Raw genomic sequence first — 18,897 nt, 5'->3', positions numbered from 1 at the left:
TCTTCTCTCGATTCGAGAAACTCGACGCAATGTTCCTCGGCTTTCTCTGCTTCGTGCTGGTGGTCGATGGCCTTCGCAGTTTGTGTTAACAGGTCCTAGAGCACGCGGTGCCTGAGCGCGGGCAGCTGCCGGCGCACTTCCCGCAGGTGGGTCTGGCGCACGTCTGCCAGCACCACGGCGCTGCCCTGCGCCTGCTGCACCAATACATCCCCCCAGGGACCAACCACCATGCTCCGGCCCCAGGTACGCCGCCCGTTTTCGTGCTGGCCGCCCTGGGCCGCCGCCAGCACATAGGCCTGGTTTTCGATGGCGCGGGCGCGCAGCAGCACCTCCCAGTGTGCACGGCCCGTCGTAGCAGTGAAGGCGCTGGGCAAGAGCAGCAGATCGCAGCCTGAGTGCGCGTGCGCGCGGTAGAGCTCGGGAAAGCGCAGGTCATAGCAGACCGAGAGTCCCACGCGCCAGTCAACGCCAGCGCGCGTCTGCAGCACGAAACGCACCGGCCGGCTGCCGGCCAGAATGGTGCGGGCCTCGTCAAAATGCTCTGCGCCGGTGTCAAAACCGAACAGATGGATCTTGTCGTAGCGCGCCACGCAGTCGCCCTGCGGATCGAACACCAGCGTGCTGTTGTGCACACGCGCTGCATCGCTGGTGGCCAGCGGCAAGGTGCCCCCCACCAACCACAAGCCATGCGTGCGCGCCTGGCCTGAGAGAAACCGCTGCACCACGCCATCACCAGGCCGCTCGGCCAGCGCCAGCTTGTCGCGGTCGCCGTGGCCCATGAGGCAGAAATATTCGGGCAGCACGGCAAGCTCGGCTCCGGCGTGCGCTGCCTGCGCGATCAAGGTGGCCGCCTGCGCCAGATTGGCTTGCAGCTGCGCGCCCGAGACCATCTGGATGGCCGCAACTTTCATGGCTTCTTCTCCTCACTGGCACCCAGTTCGCCCGCAGGCACCTGCCGCACCTGTGGATCGCTCCAGGTACCGTCGATACGGAACTCGCGCGTGGCCGCCTTCACCAGTGTGTCACCCAGCACGAACTGCGCCAGAAAGCTGCCCAGTCCCACCAGCGGATTGATCGCCGCGGCCACCAGCGATGCCGAAAGCGTGTTGAGCTCCGGCACCACCACCACACGCAGATCCTGGGTTTCGCGGGCGATATCCGCCTGACCTTCCATGAGCACCGCCGCATTCACGCCCTTCATCTGCAGATTGCTGGTGCTGGCGATGCCGTTACTGATCTTCACGTCGCCGCGCACGTAATCGAACGCAAAACCGGTGCTGAAGACATCACGGAAATCAAGCGTGAGGCGCCGCGGCAGCGCCTGCAGGCTCAACACACCCAGCAATTTGGACAGCCCGGGGTCGGCCTTGAGAAACTGCCCGGAGGCCATGTCCAGCCGCATCTGCCCGGTCATGCTGGGATAGTCCGGCGACATCGGCGAGCCCAGCCAGCCGACTTGCCCGGACAGCTGGCCGCTACCCCGGCGCAGCACGCCAGGCATGCCCAAGCGCTCCAGCAGTGCGCCCGAATCGCGCACCTTGAGCTCGAACTTGAGCGCCGTGCGCCGTTGCGCATCCTGGCCGGCGCGTCCCAACAGCGCCCAGTTGCCGCTGGAGCTGAAGCTCGCCTCCGGCATCGCCAGATCCAGATGCGTGAGACGCCATTCACGCAGGCCGTCGCTGCTGGTGCGGTTGGCGGCCTGCAGCGTGAGCTGCCCGAGGTGTTTGCCGCGCAGCTCGAAATCCTGCACCTGGACATCCAGTGCGGGCAGCTCGCCCGGGCCGTCGTCCAGCAAGCTGTCGACCTGCGCCTCCTGCGCCTTGGGCAGCGACAGCCGCGACAGGCGCGCCTGCACCTGCCCCTGAGGCAAGGCGGCATCCGCAGCGCGGTAGGCGATGCTGCCTTCCATCTCCCTGGCGGCGATGCTCGCACGCCAGCCACTGCCCTCGGCAAAGGCATGGGCGACCACGTCGTGCAGCGTGCGCCGCATGAAGGTCAGCGATGCCACGCGCAAGTCCACACGGTCGGGCTTCCAGGGCGAGCGCCTGGCCGTCTGGCCCGGCGCCGGCGCGGGCGTCAGGGCGCTCCAGGCATCAAGGTCCAGCGCATCGAGATTGACGCTGGCCTGCACACCGCTGCGTTCACTCACCTGCGCCGCCTCTCCCGGACCCAGCAGCACGCGGCCGGAGAGCACCTGCGGCCCGCCGTGGCCCAGCGACTGCAGGTAGTTGAACGAGAACTGCTCTCCCGCCTTGAGCGTCAAGCGCTCCAGCGGCGGGTCGCTGCCGTGGGCCGCCGCCGCCAGCTGGCTCTGAAAGCGCACCGGCAGCACCTGATCCTGCGGTTTGCCCAGGGGCGCCGGCAGTTCAAGCGCCATGCCTTGCAGGTCGGTGGTGACGAGGACCTCGGGCACGCCCTGGCGCACGCCCAGCGTCAGCGCATACGGCGTCTGGCCGTGCACGCGAGCCGCCAGCGGACGCAAGCCAGGCACCTCGGCGGTCGCCGCGCGCAGGCCCTCGTCCGTGGCCACACCGCTGGCCTGCACCTGCAGCACCGCGTCGCCCCCCTGCGCCGGCGCCTTCAAGCCGCCGGAGAGCCGTACCTCCCCGCCCAAGGCTTGGGCACGCACCTGCTGCAATTCAAAGCCACGCTCGGTGAACTGCACCTGGCCATGCGCCTGCGTGAGCCGCGGCGCTGCAGGGGCCACGCGCACCTCGTTGCCCGCAAGCTGCACGCTGCCCTGCACCCGGCTTTGCTCCAGTCCGGCGATGGGCAGATGCAGTTGCAGTCGCAGCGACGCAGCACCCTGCGCCTGCATATCGTCGAGCGCGCCCTGCGTGAGCTGCGAGACCTGCGAACCGCGCACGAACGCCAGCATGTCGCCCAGCGGCCCGGCCACGTCGCCGGTGACCTGCACCACCGGCGTGGCCAGGTCGGGAATGCGGGCGCTGACCTGGCTGACCGCCAGCCGCGGACTGCCCGCCACCTGCCCGGCGGCGCCTTCCACCCGCATGCTGGCACGGTCAAAAATGAGTGATCCAGACAAGCCGGTGAGCGCCGGCCAGGGCCGATCGCCGGGTTTGAGCACCGAGCGCGGCGCATAGGCATAGGTGGTGTTCTTGACGCGCGCGGCAATATGAAACTCGCCCTGTGGATCGTTGTCGAACGGCAGATTTTTCAGGTCGCCGCGCACGCGGAATTTCACCTCGTCGCTGACGCCCGCGGTGATCGCATCGCGCACGTAATGGCGCGCCTGCGTGCCCACGGCCAGCGGCAGGTAGCGGTGCACACGCGTGCCATTGGCGCGCGTGAGGCTGCCAGAGAGATCGAGCACGCCGGGCAGGGGGTGCTCGGGAGAGCCGCCCGTGCGCCAGCGCAGCCGCGCCTGGCCCTGTGCGTCGGCATTGGCAAAGCGCAGATCGCTGCTCTCGACGCTGACGCCATCTCCATTGATCTGCCAGCGCACATTGGCGGCAAGCGTCTGCAGCGGCAGGCAGGGGTCTTCAAAAACACCCGGCAACAACAGCGCACCGTCCTGGATGGAGAGCGCTGCGCTGCCGCCTGCCTGAGTCAGCTCGAAACTGCCGGATGCATTGCGCAACCCGAAAGCGGTCGGTGCGCAGACTTTTTCTTCGCCACCGGCCAGCGAAAGGGCCGCTACCCGACCTTTGGCGCTGTAGGCCGCGATCGCATCCAGCGGGCCCTGCCAGTCGGCCTGCAACTGCTCCACCCGGCCCTCCGGCGCATAGGTGGCCAGTGCCTCCCGCATGGCAGGCGCCAGCGGCACGCGACTGGCAATGCGCGCCAGCAATGCCAGATCGAGCCGATCCGCCTGCAGCCGGCTGTGCTGCGCGCCGCCCTCGCCCTGCATTTGCAGCGCCAGCGCATCGCTGTGCCAGCTCAGGCCATCATCGGTACGAAATTGCAACTGCCGCGCCCTGGCCGCAAAACCCGCGGTGAGCGGCTCAAAGCTCAGGCGCGCGCGGACCTCCGCCAGCGCCAGCGGCTGCTGCGCCTGCGGCCATTGCCAGCGCACCTGCGCCAGCGCAACATCGCTGACGACCCGCTGCAGCTGCCCGCGCTGCAAATCCAGCCAGGTGCGCAGCGCCCCGCGGCCGCTGTCCACGCGCACGCCCTGCAGGTCAAGGTAAGGCGCCAGCCGCGCCATGTCCACTTCGGGCCATTCGGCGTAGGCCTCGCCGCTCCAGCGCGTCCAGGCATTGTTGAAGGGACTGAGCAAGGGTTCATGCAGGCGCGCGCGCAGCGAAAACCGCGCGCCCCAGCCCGGCGGCGGCGTGGCATCGAGTCGGATCGCATGGTCCCAGGCGCCCCCGCGCAGCACCAGGTCAACCGCGCTCAGACCGACCGGAGGCAGCCCGCGCAGCTCATCCAGCCATTGCACCGCGCCACCCTGGATCACCACCTCGCGCTGCGACAGAAGCCAATCGATGACCGAAGCGTCACCGCCCGCGCCCGCCATGGACAGCCCCGCGATCCACCATTGCCCGCCGATATCGCGGCGCACCTGCAGCACCGGCGCCTCGATGTAGATCTGCCGCGCCCCCAGACGCAACAGCGAGCGCGGCGACAAGGCCAGCACCACGCGCTGCAATTGCAGCGCCGCCTGGCCCGCTGCGTCCAGCACCTGCACGCCCGACAGCTCCAGCGTCGGCAGCACGCCCGTACTGCGCGCGGACAGGCGCGCGATGCGCAGATCAACCCCAAGCGCGCGTCGGGCTTGCTGCTCCAGCAGCGGGCGCCAGTCATCGATACGCGGCACAATCCACCAATGCAATCCTGCCCAGGCCAGCACCAGGAGCAGCCAGAACGCCAGCAACGCCCCCAAGGCCCATCGCGCGGCACCCGCCAACCAGCGCAACCAGCGGGGGAAATGTGTAGACGCCTCGGACATGAACATCGATTGCAGCAACCGGAATTATGACCCGCGGCCCCGCCGGGTTTCACACCCGCTCTGCCGGGAGCGAACCTTCATCCACCATGCCATCCGTCCCCGAGCCCACGACCACCGCGGGTGATTCTGCCGCCCATTCCCGCCTCTACCAGCGCCTGCACCGGCGCTACGGCGCCGAGTGGCCGCTGCTCGCTCCCGGCCTGCCCGACCGCGCCGCCATGGCCGCCACCTGCGACCAGCTGCTGGCGCAGGGCAGGGACACGGCAGCGGCGCTGCGCATCCTGCGCCAGCTGGTCATCGAGCGCCTGATGGTGCTCGATTGCGAGCATGGCGCCGCGCTGGGCGATGTGTGCGGCACGCTGACGCTGCTGGCCGAATTTGCCCTGGACCGCGCCTGTCTGCAGGCCTGCGCCGAACTCGATGCCTTGCATGGCCGGCCGCTTTGCGCCCAGACCGGCGCCGCGGTAGCGCTATGGATCATCGGCATGGGCAAGCTCGGCGCGCGCGAGCTCAATGTCTCCAGCGACATCGACCTGATCTGCGTCTATGAAGCCGATGGCGAAACCGGCGGCCAGGCCGACGGGCGCGGGAAGGTTTCCAACCATGAATATTTCGTGCGCGCCGTGCGCCGCGTGAGCAGCCTGATCGGCGAACAGACCGAAGACGGTTTTGTCTTTCGCGTCGACCTGGCGCTGCGCCCGCATGGCAACTCCGGGCCGCTGGCAGTGTCGCTGGCCACGCTGCAGGATTACCTGCGCCAGCAGGGGCGCGAATGGGAGCGCTTTGCCTGGCTCAAGAGCCGCGTGGTCGCACCAGCGGCGGCACGCGGCAGCCCCGGCGTGCAGCAACTGCGCCAGGTGGTGCTGCCCTTCGTCTTTCGACGCTATCTGGACTATGCGGTCTTCGATGCCTTGCGCGTGCTGCACCGCCAGGTCCGGCAGGACGCGCAGCGCCGCTGCGCCGGCCACCCCGAGCGCGCCAACGACGTCAAGCTCTCGCGCGGCGGCATCCGCGAAATCGAGTTCACCGTGCAACTGGTGCAAGTGGTGCGCGGCGGGCAGTTTCCCGAGCTGCGCTGCCGCCCGACGCTGGAGGCCCTGGAGCGCCTGGCACGCGCGCAGCTGATGCAGCGCGAGACAGCGGACGCCCTGGCGCGCGCCTATGTGTTTCTGCGGCAGGTGGAGCACCGCATCCAGTACCTGGACGATCAGCAGTCGCACGTGCTGCCGACCAACGATGAAGATCTGGCCTGGATCGCCCGCACCATGGGCCTGGGCTGCTGCGAATTTCTGCGCGAGCTCGACGCCCACCGAGAGCGCGTGGCGCAGGAGTTCGACGCACTGCTGGGCGGCCCGGAGAAGAAGAAATGCACCGGCCCCGGCTGTGGCCGCGGACCGGACGAAGCATCCGACTGGGACAGCGTCATCGCCGCGCAGCCCGCCGCCGTGGCAGAACGCATGCGCCAGTGGCGCGAACAACCACGTGTGGCGCAACTGCGCGAACAGGCCACGGCGCGGCTGCTGCGCATCCTGCAGCAAACGGGCGAGTGGCTGCAGCAGGGCAGCGTCTCCGAGCAGGGCGCGCTGCGCCTGCTGGACTGGCTGGAGCTGCTGCTGCGCCGCGAAAGCTATCTGGCGCTGCTGGTCGAGCGCCCCCTGGTCCTGCGCCGCCTGGTCGCGCTGCTGGGCGCGGCGCGCTGGCCCGCGCGCTACCTGCAGCAGCACCCGGGCGTGATTGACGAACTGGCGAGCGAAGCCCTGTTTCACGAGCGCTTTGACCGCGCCGCCTTCGAGCGCGAATTGCAGGCGCGCCGCGCCAGCCTGCACTCCACCGGCGAGGACGACGACGAGGCGCTGCTGAATCTGCTGCGCCGCGCCCACCATGCGGAGGTGTTTCGCACGCTGGCGCGCGACGTGGACGGGCGCATCACCGTGGAGCAGGTGGCGGACGATCTCTCGCTACTGGCCGACAGCCTGCTCGCCGTCACGGTGCAATGGTGCTGGGAGCGGCTCAGGAACCGCCACCGCGATGTGCCGCAACTGGCCATCATCGGCTACGGCAAGCTGGGCGGAAAAGAGCTGGGCTACGGCAGCGATCTGGACATCGTCTTCGCTTACGACGACACGGACGAGCGCGGGCCAGAGGCCTATGCCGCTTTCGTGCGCAAGCTCACCTCCTGGCTCACGGCGAAGACGGGCGAGGGCGATCTGTTCGAGATCGACACGCAGCTGCGCCCCAACGGCAATTCGGGGCTGCTGGTCACCACCTTCGATGCCTACGCCGCCTACCAGCAGCAGCGCGGCAGCAATACCGCCTGGACCTGGGAACACCAGGCCATGACGCGCGCGCGCTGCGTTCTGGGCTCCGAGGCCTTGCGCCAACGCTTTGACGCCGTGCGCGAGGCCGTGATCACCGCTCCGCGCGAACAGGCTGCGCTGGCGCGGGAAATCCTCGCCATGCGCGAGCGCCTGCGCGCCGCGCACCGCAGCAGCCCGCAACTGTTTGACGTCAAGCACGACGCGGGCGGCATGGTGGACGTGGAATTTGCCGTGCAATACCTGGTGCTCGCGCACGCGGCCACCCACCCCGGGCTACGTGAGAACAAGGGCAACATCGGCCTGCTCGAGCGCGCCGAGGTCGCCGGACTGCTACCCGCGGGCGTGGGCCACGCAGCCGCCGACGCCTACCGCCGGCTGCGCCAGGTGCAGCACCAGGCGCGCCTGAACGAAGAACCCACGCGCATCGCGCCCGGGCAGGTCGCCGCCGAGCGCGGTGCCGTACTGGCCCTGTGGCAGGCGGTGTTCCCGGCGACACCCGCAGCACCCGCCACGGCACCCGCGTGATGCGGGTTTGTCTGGGGACGTCTGGCGAGCCCCGGATGCGAAGATGGCGGCGCGCCCCCGCTCGCTCCTGACTGCGCACGGCGCATGACTTGAACCGGTGCGATGCAAGGCTCGCTCTACCTGCGATGAAAGCTATCGTTTTTAAGGCCATTGCCGCCGCCCTGCTTGCGCTGGCGCTGGTTTTTGCCTTGACATTCACGCGCCCCTGGCATGCGCTGGAGTTCAAGACCTGGGACCTCTGGAGCGCGCTGGCGGCGCCAGGCCACGGCGGCCAGCGCATCACCATCCTGGCCATTGACGAACCCAGCTTCCAGCAACTGGGTGCCTGGCCCTTCCCTCGCAGCCTGCATGCACGGCTGGTGAACCGGCTGGTCGCTGACGGCGCGCGCGCCATCGGGCTGGACATGGTGTTTGCCGACCCGGCCACCGACCCGGCGCAGGATGCGGCACTGGCCGACGCGATCGCCCGCGCCACGCAAGCCGGCGTGCCCATCGTGCTGGCCTCGGCGCTGGAGCAACTGGGCAATGCCAACGCCACGCAGTGGGTCGCGGTGCAGCCACTGCCCGAGCTGCTGGCCGCCGGCGGCCTGGCGGGCGATGCCGGCGTGCAGCCGGACGATGACTTCGTCGTGCGCCGCCCTCCGGTATCCGCACAGAGTTTTTCTGCCACGCTGGCGCGGGCACTGGGCAGCAGCACGCCCCCCGCGGACCTGATCGCCTATCGCGGCGGACGCGGCAGCTTTGACACGCGCTCCTACTACCAGGCGATAGAGCCCGGCATGCTGCCGCCAGGATTCTTCAAGGGCAAGACGGTACTGATCGGTCGCTCGGCACTCGCGGCAGCCGAACTGCAGCATGTGCAGGCGGATCTGTTCAATGCCCCTTCTGGCTTGACGGGTGGCGAGCGCCTGATGCCAGGCGTGGAACTGCACGCCACGCTGCTGGACAACCTGCTGCAAGGCGACGGCCTGCGTATCGCACCTGAGTCGACAAGCGTGCTCATCGTGCTGCTGGCGAGCGCGCTGCTGCTGTGGGCGGGCGCACGCTGGCACCCCGCCAGCGCCGCCGCGCTGGCGGTTGCGCTGGCGCTGGCACTGGCGTTGCTGTCCTGGTGGCTGTTCGTGCACCAGCGGCTGTGGCTGGCACCCCTGTGGCCGATCGCCAGCATGGCCGCGGTCTATGGCGCCAGCGCGCTCGTTGCATGGGCGGCGGTGCGCCAGCGCGCCCGCCAGACGCGTGCCATGTTTGCACAGTACGTACCGCCCGAGGTCGTCAACCGCCTGGTGGAACAACCGGCGCTGCTGCGCCTGGGCGGCGAGGCGCGCGAGGTGACGCTGATGTTCACCGACCTGGCCGGTTTCACCTCCATCGCCGAGCGGCTCAGCGCCGAACAAACCGTGGACGTGCTGACCGGCTATTTCAACGCCATGACGCCGCTGATCCACGCCAGCGGCGGCACGGTGGACAAGTTCATCGGCGATGCCGTCATGGCCTTCTGGGGCGCGCCGCTGCCCGATGATCGGCATGCCGAACACGCGGTGCGCACCGCCATCGCGATGCAGCAGGCCATGACAGCGCTGGTCGCCGATCTGCAAAAACGCGGTCTGCCGGCGATCCAGATGCGCATCGGCATCCACAGCGGACGCGTGGTGGTGGGCAATGTGGGATCGCAGCAGCGGTTTTCCTACACTGCGATCGGCGATGCCGTGAACCTGGCGGCCAGACTGGAAGGCGCAAACAAGGCGTTTGGCACCGGCATCCTGATTTCGGGCGACACCGCCGCCCGGCTACCGGCAGATCTGCTGCTGCGCCCGCTCGATGACGTCATCGTCAAGGGCAAGACGGCGCCGGTGCGCGTCTACACCCCGTGCGACGATGCACAGGTGCGCCAGCTCTCCCAGGCGGCGCTGGATGCGCTGCAGGCCCACGACGCGCAGCAGGCCCAGGCATCGCTGGACACGCTGCTGCTGCGCCTGCCGGGGGACCTCGCCGCCCTCAGGCTGCAAGAGCGCCTCACGCATGCCGCGGGAGGAGGCTGGCCGGGCGCTGTCGCGCTGGATAAATTGTGAGCCCTGCACGACCCGGCCTTCACTGCCCGTTCGTGGCTTGGGCGCACTGCCCCCACTGCCCGGCTCAGAGCGCTTTCAAAGTCTCGTCGGGAGGTGCCTGCGACACATCGCCCGCCATGCGGCAGCAGTGGCGCCCATCCGCCTTGGCTGCGTAGAGCGCACGATCGGCGCGAGCGGCAGGCGGACTCACTATCGCCGCTGGTCAACGCAAAACGGGTCCGGCATGAGGCGCACGCATGCGACACTCGCGGCTTTGCATTTTTTGCCCACCCATGCCGCGACTCGCCCTGCCCACCATCGCCCTGCTCGCTGCGATAAGTATCGGCGCCGTCCATGCCGAGACAGCGCCGCCCAAGGCGCAGCCCGCACTGACCATCACCACCACCACGGCACAGCGCACACACCTGACAGAACACCTGGCTGCCAACGGCAATATCACGGCTTGGCAAGAGGCCGTCGTCGGCGCCGAAATCGGCGGGCTGCGCGTGGCCGAGGTGCTGGTGAACGTGGGCGACGTGGTGCGCAAGGGGCAAGTGCTGGCGCGTCTGGCGAGCGACCTCGTTGAAGGCGACGTGGCGCAGGCGCGCGCCGCGCTGCAACAGGCACAGGCGGCAGTGACCGAGGCCCGCGCCAATGCCGAGCGCGCACGCGCATTGGCCGACAGCGGCGCGATGAGCAGCCAGCAAATCGGGCAATACACCAGCGCGGAAATCAGCGCCACGGCCAGCGTGGCAGCAGCGCAGGCGCAACTGGGCACGCAGTTGCTGCGCCTGAAGCACACTGAGGTGCGCGCCAGCGATGCCGGAGTCATTTCCGCGCGGCTGGCCACCGTGGGTGCGGTGGTCAACGTTGGCGCCGAGCTCTTTCGCATGGTGCGCCAGGGGCGGCTGGAGTGGCGCGCGGAGGTGAACGCCGCCGATCTCGCGCGTCTGCGTACGGGCACCCAGGCCGTCATCACCACGGCGGGTGGCGCGCAGGTCAAGGGCCAGCTGCGCATGCTCGCGCCGACGGTAGACGTGAACACGCGCAACGCGCTGGTCTATGTCGATCTGCCCGCCCGCCCCGATCTGCGCGCGGGCCAGTACGCCAGCGGCGAATTCCTGCTGGGCGAGAAATCCGCGCTGTCGGTACCGATGTCGGCCGTGGTGGTGCGCGACGGCTTTCCCAGCGTGTTTGAACTGCAGGGCAGCGACCACGTGGTGCTGCGCCGCGTGCGCACCGGTCAGCGCACCGGCCAGCGTATCGAGATCACCGATGGCCTGGCCGAGGGCGCGCGCATCGTCGAACGCGGGGGCACCTTCCTGAACGACGGCGACCTGGTTCGCGTGGTCGAAAATTCAGATCAAAAACAGGCTAAAGCGCCCGTCAGTAAAGCGCAAGCAGCTACAAAAACAAAGTAAATCATGAACGTTTCTGCCTGGGCCATCCGCAATCCCGTTCCGGCGGCGATGCTGTTCGTGCTGCTCACGCTCGCCGGGTTGATGTCCTTCAGCTCGATGAAGGTGCAAAACTTCCCCGACATGGACTTGCCGGTGGTGATCGTCACCGCCGCGCTGCCCGGTGCGGCGCCCGAGCAGCTGGAGAGCAACGTCGCACAGCGGCTGGAAAACGCCATCGCCACCACGCAGGGGCTCAAGCACATCACCAGCACGCTGACCGACGGCATGGTGACCATCGCCGCCGAATACGTGCTGGAAAAACCGGGGCAAGAGGCGGTGGACGATGTGCGCACGGCGGTGGCCCGCGTGCGCGCCGATCTGCCCGCCGACGTGCGCGACCCGGTGATTGCCAAGTTCGATCTCAACAGCCAGCCCATCCTCGCCTACGCCATCGCGTCCAGCCGCTGGGACGACGAGGCGCTGTCCTGGTTTGTCGACGACACGCTGCAGCGGCGCCTGCTGGCGGTGCCGGGCGTGGGCGCGGTCTCGCGCGTGGGCGGCGTCACGCGCGAGGTGCGCGTGCTGCTCGATCCGCTCAAGCTGCAAGCGCTGGGCGCAACCGCGGCCGAGGTCTCGCGCCAGTTGCGCCAGGTGCAACTGGAGAGCGCCGGCGGACGCACCGATCTGGGCAGCAACGAGCAGCCGGTGCGCACGCTGGCCACCGTGAAGACGGCCGAGGAAATCGCACGCATCCAGATCGCGCTGGCGGGCGGGCGCACGGTGCGCCTTGACCAGCTCGCCAGCGTGAGCGACACCGTCGCCGAGCCGCGCGCCGCGGCGCTGCTGGGCGACAGGAAGGTGATCGGCTTCGAGATCTCGCGCAGCAAGGGCGCGAGCGAAGTCGAGGTGGGCGCGGGCGTGCAGCTGGTATTGGCAAAGCTGGAAGCCGACTACCCGCACCTTGAGCTGACCAAGACGGTGGACTTCGTCGATATCGCGCAAGACGAATACGACAGCTCGATGCGCCTGCTCTACGAAGGCGCGCTGCTGGCGGTGGTGGTGGTCTGGCTGTTTCTGCGCTCGTTTCGCGCAACCATGATCTCGGCGGTAGCGCTGCCGCTGTCGATGATTCCGGCCTTCGTGGGCATGCACTACCTCGGCTTTTCAATCAACATCCTGACGCTGCTGGCGCTCTCGCTCGTCGTCGGCATTCTGGTGGACGACGCCATCGTCGAGGTCGAGAACATCGTGCGCCATCAAGGCATGGGCAAAAGCCCGTACAAGGCGGCGATGGAAGCGGCCGACGAGATCGGGCTGGCCGTCGTCGCCACCACCTTTGCGCTGATCGCGGTGTTTTTGCCCACCGCCTTCATGAGCGGCATCCCGGGGCGTTTTTTCAAGCAGTTCGGCTGGACGGCGGCGCTGGCGGTGTTCGCCTCGCTGGTGGTGGCGCGCCTGCTCACGCCGATGATGTGCGCCTACCTGCTCAAGCCCATCAAGGAAGACCACCACGAGCCGCGCTGGCTCAAGGCCTACATGCGCGCGGTGACCTGGTCCACGCACCATCGCCTGACCACGCTGGTGCTGGCGCTGGCGTTCTTCATAGGCTCGCTGGCGCTCATTCCGCTGCTGCCCTCGGGCTTCATTCCGGCCGACAACAACGCGCAAACGCAAATCAATCTGGAACTGCCCCCGGGCACGCTGCTCGATGAAACCGAAGCGCTGGTGCTGGAGGCCACGCGCCGCGCGAAAGCGGTGGGCCACATCGAAACCATCTACAGCACCATAGGTGGGGGCAGCGCGGGCGCCGACCCCGCCACCGGCGCCGGTGCGACCGACCCGCGCAAGGCCACGCTCACGCTGCGCATGACGCCGCGCGGCGAGCGCCCCACCAAGCAAATCATGGAAGAGCGCCTGCGCGCCGCGATGCAGGATTTGCCCGGCGCTCGCGTGCGCGTGGGCCTGGGCGGCTCCAACGACAAATACATGCTGACGCTCTCCAGCGACGACGCGGCTGCGCTGGAGCGCACCGCCAGCGAGGTCGAGCGCGGCATACGCACCATCCCCGGCATCGGCGGCGTCACCTCCACCGCCAGCCTGGTGCGCCCAGAGATTTACGTGCAGCCCGACTTTGCCCGCGCCGCCGATCTGGGCGTGACCAGCGCCGCGATTGCCGAAACCCTCCGCGTGGCCACCGTCGGCGACTATGAGCAGAACCTGGCCAAACTCAACGTGGCGCAGCGCCAGGTCCCCATCGTGGTGCGTTTGAACGACGCCGCACGCGAAGACCTGAGCGTGCTCGAACGCCTGACCGTGCCGGGCCAGAAGGGCCCGGTGCGCCTGGGCGAAGTGGCCACGCTCACGCTCTCGGGCGGGCCGGCGGTGATCCGCCGCTACGACCGTGCGCGCAACGTGCGCTTCGAGATCGAACTGGGCAGCCGCGGCCTGGGCGAGGTGACGCAGGCGGTGCGCCAGCTGCCCGCGATCGAGCAGATGCCCGCCAGCGTGCACCTGGTGGACGTGGGCGACGCGGAGATGATGACCGAGCTCTTCGGCAGCTTCGGCATCGCCATGCTCACCGGCGTGGTGTGCATCTACATCGTGCTGGTGACGCTGTTCAAGGACTTGCTGCAACCCTTCACCATCCTGGTGGCGCTGCCGCTGTCCCTGGGCGGTGCCTTCGTCGCGCTGCTGCTGGCGCACCAGAGTTTTTCCATGCCCTCGCTGATCGGGCTGGTGATGCTGATGGGCATCGCCACCAAAAACTCCATCCTGCTGGTGGAATACGCGATCACTGCCCAGCGTGAACTGGGCATGAGCCGCGAGCAGGCGCTGCTGGACGCCTGCCACAAGCGCGCGCGCCCCATCATCATGACCACGCTGGCCATGGGCGCGGGCATGGCACCGGTGGCGCTGGGCCTGGGCGGCGCGGATATGAGCTTTCGCTCGCCGATGGCGATGGCGGTGATCGGCGGGCTGCTCACGTCGACCGTGCTCAGCCTGCTGGTGATTCCAGCCGTGTTCACCTATGTGGATGATTTCGAGCACTGGATTCGCCGCCTGGTGCATAGCCAGCCTCAGGCTGCGGCGCGGGCTGCCGATAATCCGGGCTGAACGACGCCGCCATGAACCTGATTCCGGTCAATCTCGATTCGCTGCCTTTGGGCAAGCCGCTGCCCTTTACGCTGCGCTCGGCCGAAGGCGGGCTGCTGGCACCGCGCGGCTACGTCATCCGCAACCGCACGGAAGTCGAGACCCTGATCGCCCGTGGCGTGCAGCTGTGCATGGACACCACGGAGTCGGCCGACAGCCACCGCAGCTACGTCGCGCAGCTCGGCCAGATGCTGCGCGACGACCAGCCACTGGGGCAGATCGCGACGATGAAAATCGACATCGACGCGCCGGTGCGGGCGGACGCTCTGGCCGACGGGCCACCCGACTGGCACGAGCTCGAGCACTTCACCTCGCAGTTGCTGCGCCACCCGCAAGCGGCCGATTTCCATGGCCAGCTGCGGGCGCTGGCAAGCACCCTGCAGCGCCACGCCACGCGCACACCCGACGCCACCTTGCTGGCCCTGGTCTGGCTCAGCGGCCAGGGAGCGCAGCGCTACAGCGCGCTGCACGCCCTGCTGGTGGCCAGCATGTGCATGTTGACCGCGCATGAAACCCTGCACTGGCCCGAGGAAGAGGTGCACACCCTGGGCTGCGCCGCGCTGACCATGAACCTGGCGATGGCGGCGCTGCAGGATGAGCTGGCACGCCAGCCTGGCGCACCTGACGCGACGCAGATCGATGCCATCCACGATCATGCCCGGCAGTCCGAAGCCCTGTTGCGCCATCTCGGCGTCACCGACGCAGCGTGGTTGCAGGCCGTCGCCATGCACCACCAGCACGCCAGCGGGCCGCTGGCCGCGCAGGAACCCGCACGCCAGATGGCGCGGCTGCTGCAGCGCGCCGATGTGTATGCGGCGCGCCTGGCACCGCGGGCGACGCGCCCGGCCATGAGCGTCACCGCGGCCGTCAAGGCCAGCTATTACGACGACCAGGGCCAGGTGGACGAAGCTGGCGCAGCCCTCGTGCGCACCCTCGGCATGTACCCGCCCGGCAGCCTGGTACGACTGGCGAGCCGGGAGATCGCCATCGTGCTGCGCCGTGGCTCCACGGCAACGACGCCGCGCGTGGCCGTGCTCATCGGGCGCAGCGGCATGCCCACGGGCGAGCCCATCCCGCGCGACACGCGTCTGGGCGAGCACAAGGTGGCAGCCCCGCTGGCCTTGCACGAGGTGCGCCTGCAAGTGTCGCTTCAGCGACTTGCGAAATTGCCTTGACAGGTTGAAGTGCCACAATCGCCCGCGGAACTTTTGGTTGACGCGTGCAGTCCATACGGTGTCTCGGCACGGTCGACACATCGATTCACCCAAGCAGAAACATCACACCATTTCCAGTTGCGAAGCCTTCCGGATGTCCGGTTGAAAGCCTGAGGCGGCCTCTCCTCCCTCCCTCTCTTCTTTCGTTTCAGGGCGCTTCGCAGCTGTTTTTATTGAGCGCAAGGCGCGCACTCCCCAGCGGGAATGCGCGCCTTGCGCGTTGCATGGGTTACTGCAGCCGTGGCTGGGTGTCGATGAAGCTGGCTCGCAGCATCAATTTATCGTACAGGCGAGCCAAATTGGGGTGCTCGCTGCGCCAGTCGAGTTCGGGCAGGCGGAAGGTCAGCCAGCCCAGCGCGCAGCCCACGGCCACATCGGCCAGGCTCAGATACACACCGGTACAAAAAGGCTTGTCGCCCAGGCCTTGGTCGATTCCGCGCAGGCCGGCACGCACCTTGCCGAGCTGGCGATCGATCCACGCCTGGCTGCGCTCGCCATCGCTGCGCCCGGCCCAGTTGCGCTCCAGCCACGCCAGCACGCCGGCATCCAGCACGCCATCGGCCAGCGCCTCCCAGGTCTTGACCTCGGCACGCTCGCGCCCCGACGCGGGAATCAGCCGCTGCACCGGCGAGAGCGTATCCAGGTACTCGACGATCACGCGCGAATCGAACATCGCGTCGCCCCCGTCCAGCACCAGGCAGGGCACCTTGCCCAGCGGATTGGAGCGGCCGATCGTCGCCTCGTCAGACCAGACCTGGTCGAGCTCCAGGCGGTAGTCGAGCTTCTTCTCGGCCAGCACCACGCGCACCTTGCGCACATAGGGGCTGGTCAGGGTTCCGATGAGCTTCATGGGACGTCGGCCAAGGGCACGGCAATGGGAAGAGAGGCATTTTATGCAGCCCTGCCTCCTACAATCGCGGCCCATGGAACTCTCGCCCCTGACCGCTCTTTCTCCCCTGGACGGGCGCTACGCCGCCAAACTCGCCCAGCTTCGCCCCTTGATGAGCGAGATGGGCTACATGCACCGGCGCGTGCAGGTGGAAGTGGCCTGGTTCATCGCGCTGTCGGACGCCGGTTTTGCCGAGTTCACTCCGCTTTCAGAAGCTGATCGCGTATACCTGCAAAGCCTTGCAGCTGATTTTGATGAGAAAGATTGCGCCGCCATCAAAGCCTTCGAGAAAACGACCAACCACGACGTGAAGGCCGTCGAATACTGGATCAAGGACCGCATCCAGGGCCACGCCGCGCTGGAGCAGGCGGCCGAGTTCGTGCACTTCGCCTGCACCAGCGAAGACATCAACAACACCAGCCATGCACTGCAGACCAAGGCTGCGCGCGACACGGTGCTGCTGCCCGCCCTGCAAGGCATCGCCGCCACGCTGCGCACCATGGCGCACCAATACGCCGCCGTGCCCATGCTCAGCCGCACGCACGGTCAGACCGCCAGCCCGACCACTGTGGGCAAGGAAATCGCCAACGTGCTGGTGCGCCTGGAGCACGGCATGGCCCGGATTGCCGAGGTGAAGATCCTCGCCAAGATGAACGGCGCCGTGGGCAACTACAACGCCCACCTCGCCGCTTGGCCCGACTTCGACTGGGAGGCGTTTGCCCGCAAGGTCGTGGAATCACCCGAACCACAAGGGCTGGGCCTCACCTTCCAGCCCTACTCGATCCAGATCGAACCGCACGACTGGATGGCCGAACTCTTTGACGCGGTGGCGCGCGTCAACACCATCCTGATCGATTTTTCGCGCGACGTCTGGGGCTATGTGAGCCTGGGCTACTTCAAGCAGCGCCTGAAGGCGGGCGAGATCGGCTCCTCCACCATGCCGCACAAGGTCAACCCGATCGACTTCGAGAACGCCGAGGGCAACCTGGGTCTCGCCAACGCGCTCTTGCGCCACCTGGCCGAAAAGCTGCCCATCAGCCGCTGGCAGCGCGATCTGACGGACTCCACCGTGCTGCGCAACATCGGCGTGGCGCTGGGTTACGCGGTGCTGGCCTATGCCTCGCTCGCCACGGGTCTTGCCAAGCTGGAGCTCAACGAAGAGCGCCTGGCGCAAGACCTGGACCACGCCTGGGAAGTGCTGGCCGAGCCGATCCAGACGGTGATGCGCCGCCACGGCGTCGCCGGGGCGTATGAAAAACTCAAGGAAGTCACGCGCGGCAAGACGGTAGGCGCCGAAGCGCTGCACCAGCTGGTCCAGAGCCTTGCGATTCCCCAGGCCGACAAGGACCGGCTCTTGGCCATGACCCCGGCGAGCTACACCGGCAAGGCGGCGGAGCTGGCGCGCCGGGCGTGAAGAGGCAGGTTTGGCGTTGAGCGTTCGGCGTTGAGCGCAAACGCCCGCCATCGCACCGCCTTTTCTCACGCTGAACGCTCAACCCGCAACGCTCAACCTCCCCCCCATGGCCCTCAAATCCACCATCTTCAAGGCGACTCTCTCGATCGCCGACATCGACCACAGCTACTACGCCGACCACGCACTCACGCTGGCGCGCCATCCGAGCGAGACCGACGAACGCATGATGGTGCGCCTGGCCGCGTTGGCGCTCAACGCGCACGCCTTGCAGGACGTGTGTCAGGGCGATGGAACGCTGGCGTTTGGCGCCGGCCTGTCCGATCCGGACGATCCGGACGTGTCCCTGACCGATTTCACCGGCCGCAAACGCCTGTGGATCGAGGTTGGCCAACCTGAGGAAAAGCCGCTCACCAAGGCCTGCTCACGCGCCGACGCGGTACTCGTCTACACCTTTCACTCAGCCGCCGATGTCTGGTGGCGCGGCATCGAAGCCAGGCTCGCACGGCTCGAAAAACTGCAGGTCTGGCGCCTGCCCGCCGACGCAGCCAAGGCACTGGCAGCCCTGGCCGAGCGCAACATGCAGCTGCAGGCTACGCTGCAGGAAGGCCTGCTGACGCTCAGCAGCAGCCAAGGCAGCGCGATGCTGGAGCCGCTGCGCTGGAAGTAGCACGCCGCGCTATCGCCTCAGCGCGGCATGAGAGCGCCGCAGTTCCAGCACTGCTCAAACCCGCCCTCGACGATCTCGCCGCACGAAGGGCAGGCCCAGCGGCGTTGGGGCAGGCGCTGCAGCGCATCGAGCAGCGTACGCGCGCGGTCCAGGTGCTCGCCATGCTCCAGCCAGATTTCGGGCAGGCATTCGCTCGGCGGCAGTTGTCCGGCCGCCGAGCTCAAGTACTGGCGCTGCACCGTCGCCGGCATGCCCGCCTCGCACAGCAGATCGCACCAGACGGTGGCGATAGCGATATTGGGAGCTTGGATGAGGCGCTGCATGGGGCAAGACGGGCGACTGACGCGGCCATCATAG

The 18,897-nt window shown here is 68.1% G+C and carries 11 protein-coding genes; 7 read left to right on the top strand and 4 right to left on the bottom strand.

The annotated features are described in order from the left end of the window. Positions 1-95: 95 nt before the first annotated feature. Both ABS45_RS10500 and ABS45_RS10495 read right to left on the bottom strand, forming a co-directional pair. Positions 96-911, bottom strand: coding sequence for a carbon-nitrogen hydrolase family protein (locus ABS45_RS10500; protein ID WP_291555486.1), 816 nt, complete (start codon positions 909-911; stop codon positions 96-98). Continuing rightward, the gene (locus ABS45_RS10495) at positions 908-4,912 is read right to left on the bottom strand and encodes a YhdP family protein (RefSeq protein ID WP_291555485.1); all 4,005 of its coding nucleotides are present in this window, start codon (positions 4,910-4,912) and stop codon (positions 908-910) included. The genes ABS45_RS10500 and ABS45_RS10495 overlap by 4 nt, the downstream gene beginning before the upstream one ends. An 86-nt stretch (positions 4,913-4,998) precedes the next feature. Here ABS45_RS10495 and glnE point away from each other — a divergent pair, with 86 nt between their 5' ends. The 5 genes from glnE to ABS45_RS10470 all read left to right on the top strand — a co-directional run bounded on the left by glnE (position 4,999) and on the right by ABS45_RS10470 (position 15,531). Further along, positions 4,999-7,755, top strand: coding sequence for a bifunctional [glutamate--ammonia ligase]-adenylyl-L-tyrosine phosphorylase/[glutamate--ammonia-ligase] adenylyltransferase (glnE, locus tag ABS45_RS10490; protein ID WP_291555484.1), 2,757 nt, complete (start codon positions 4,999-5,001; stop codon positions 7,753-7,755). 125 nt (positions 7,756-7,880) lie between these two features. Next, a complete protein-coding gene (locus ABS45_RS10485; RefSeq protein ID WP_291555483.1) occupies positions 7,881-9,824 on the top strand; it encodes an adenylate/guanylate cyclase domain-containing protein in 1,944 nt (647 codons plus the stop codon). Positions 9,825-10,096: 272 nt separating this feature from the next. Continuing rightward, complete coding sequence (locus tag ABS45_RS10480; protein ID WP_291555482.1) at positions 10,097-11,224, top strand: efflux RND transporter periplasmic adaptor subunit; 1,128 nt, start codon at positions 10,097-10,099, stop codon at positions 11,222-11,224. Positions 11,225-11,227: 3 nt separating this feature from the next. After that, positions 11,228-14,317 (top strand): efflux RND transporter permease subunit, encoded by a 3,090-nt coding sequence (locus ABS45_RS10475; protein WP_291555481.1) that lies wholly within the window; start codon positions 11,228-11,230, stop codon positions 14,315-14,317. Positions 14,318-14,328: 11 nt separating this feature from the next. Next, positions 14,329-15,531: a phosphohydrolase gene (locus ABS45_RS10470; RefSeq protein ID WP_291555480.1), complete on the top strand. Its 1,203-nt coding sequence runs from the start codon at positions 14,329-14,331 to the stop codon at positions 15,529-15,531. A 268-nt stretch (positions 15,532-15,799) separates the two neighbouring features. On the opposite strand, the gene ABS45_RS10465 is transcribed toward ABS45_RS10470, so the two are convergent. After that, positions 15,800-16,420: a glutathione S-transferase C-terminal domain-containing protein gene (locus ABS45_RS10465; RefSeq protein WP_291555479.1), complete on the bottom strand. Its 621-nt coding sequence runs from the start codon at positions 16,418-16,420 to the stop codon at positions 15,800-15,802. 73 nt (positions 16,421-16,493) lie between these two features. On the opposite strand from ABS45_RS10465, the gene purB reads away from it, so the two are divergent. Further along, positions 16,494-17,873, top strand: a complete 1,380-nt coding sequence (purB, locus tag ABS45_RS10460) for an adenylosuccinate lyase (RefSeq protein ID WP_291555478.1) — start codon at positions 16,494-16,496, stop codon at positions 17,871-17,873. A gap of 106 nt (positions 17,874-17,979) precedes the next feature. Next, the gene (locus ABS45_RS10455; protein WP_291555477.1) at positions 17,980-18,540 is read left to right on the top strand and encodes a YaeQ family protein; all 561 of its coding nucleotides are present in this window, start codon (positions 17,980-17,982) and stop codon (positions 18,538-18,540) included. A 17-nt stretch (positions 18,541-18,557) separates the two neighbouring features. Here the strand turns inward: ABS45_RS10455 and ABS45_RS10450 are convergent, their stop codons facing one another. Beyond that, on the bottom strand, positions 18,558-18,863 hold the full coding sequence (locus ABS45_RS10450; RefSeq protein WP_291555476.1) for a DUF2007 domain-containing protein: 306 nt from the start codon (positions 18,861-18,863) through the stop codon (positions 18,558-18,560). Positions 18,864-18,897 lie beyond the last annotated feature (34 nt).

Source organism: Comamonas sp. SCN 65-56, assembly GCF_001724135.1.
Lineage (GTDB): Bacteria > Pseudomonadota > Gammaproteobacteria > Burkholderiales > Burkholderiaceae_C > Comamonas_C.
The sequence above is the reverse complement of the archived record's forward strand: the minus strand, read 5'-3'. Positions and strand labels throughout refer to the sequence as shown.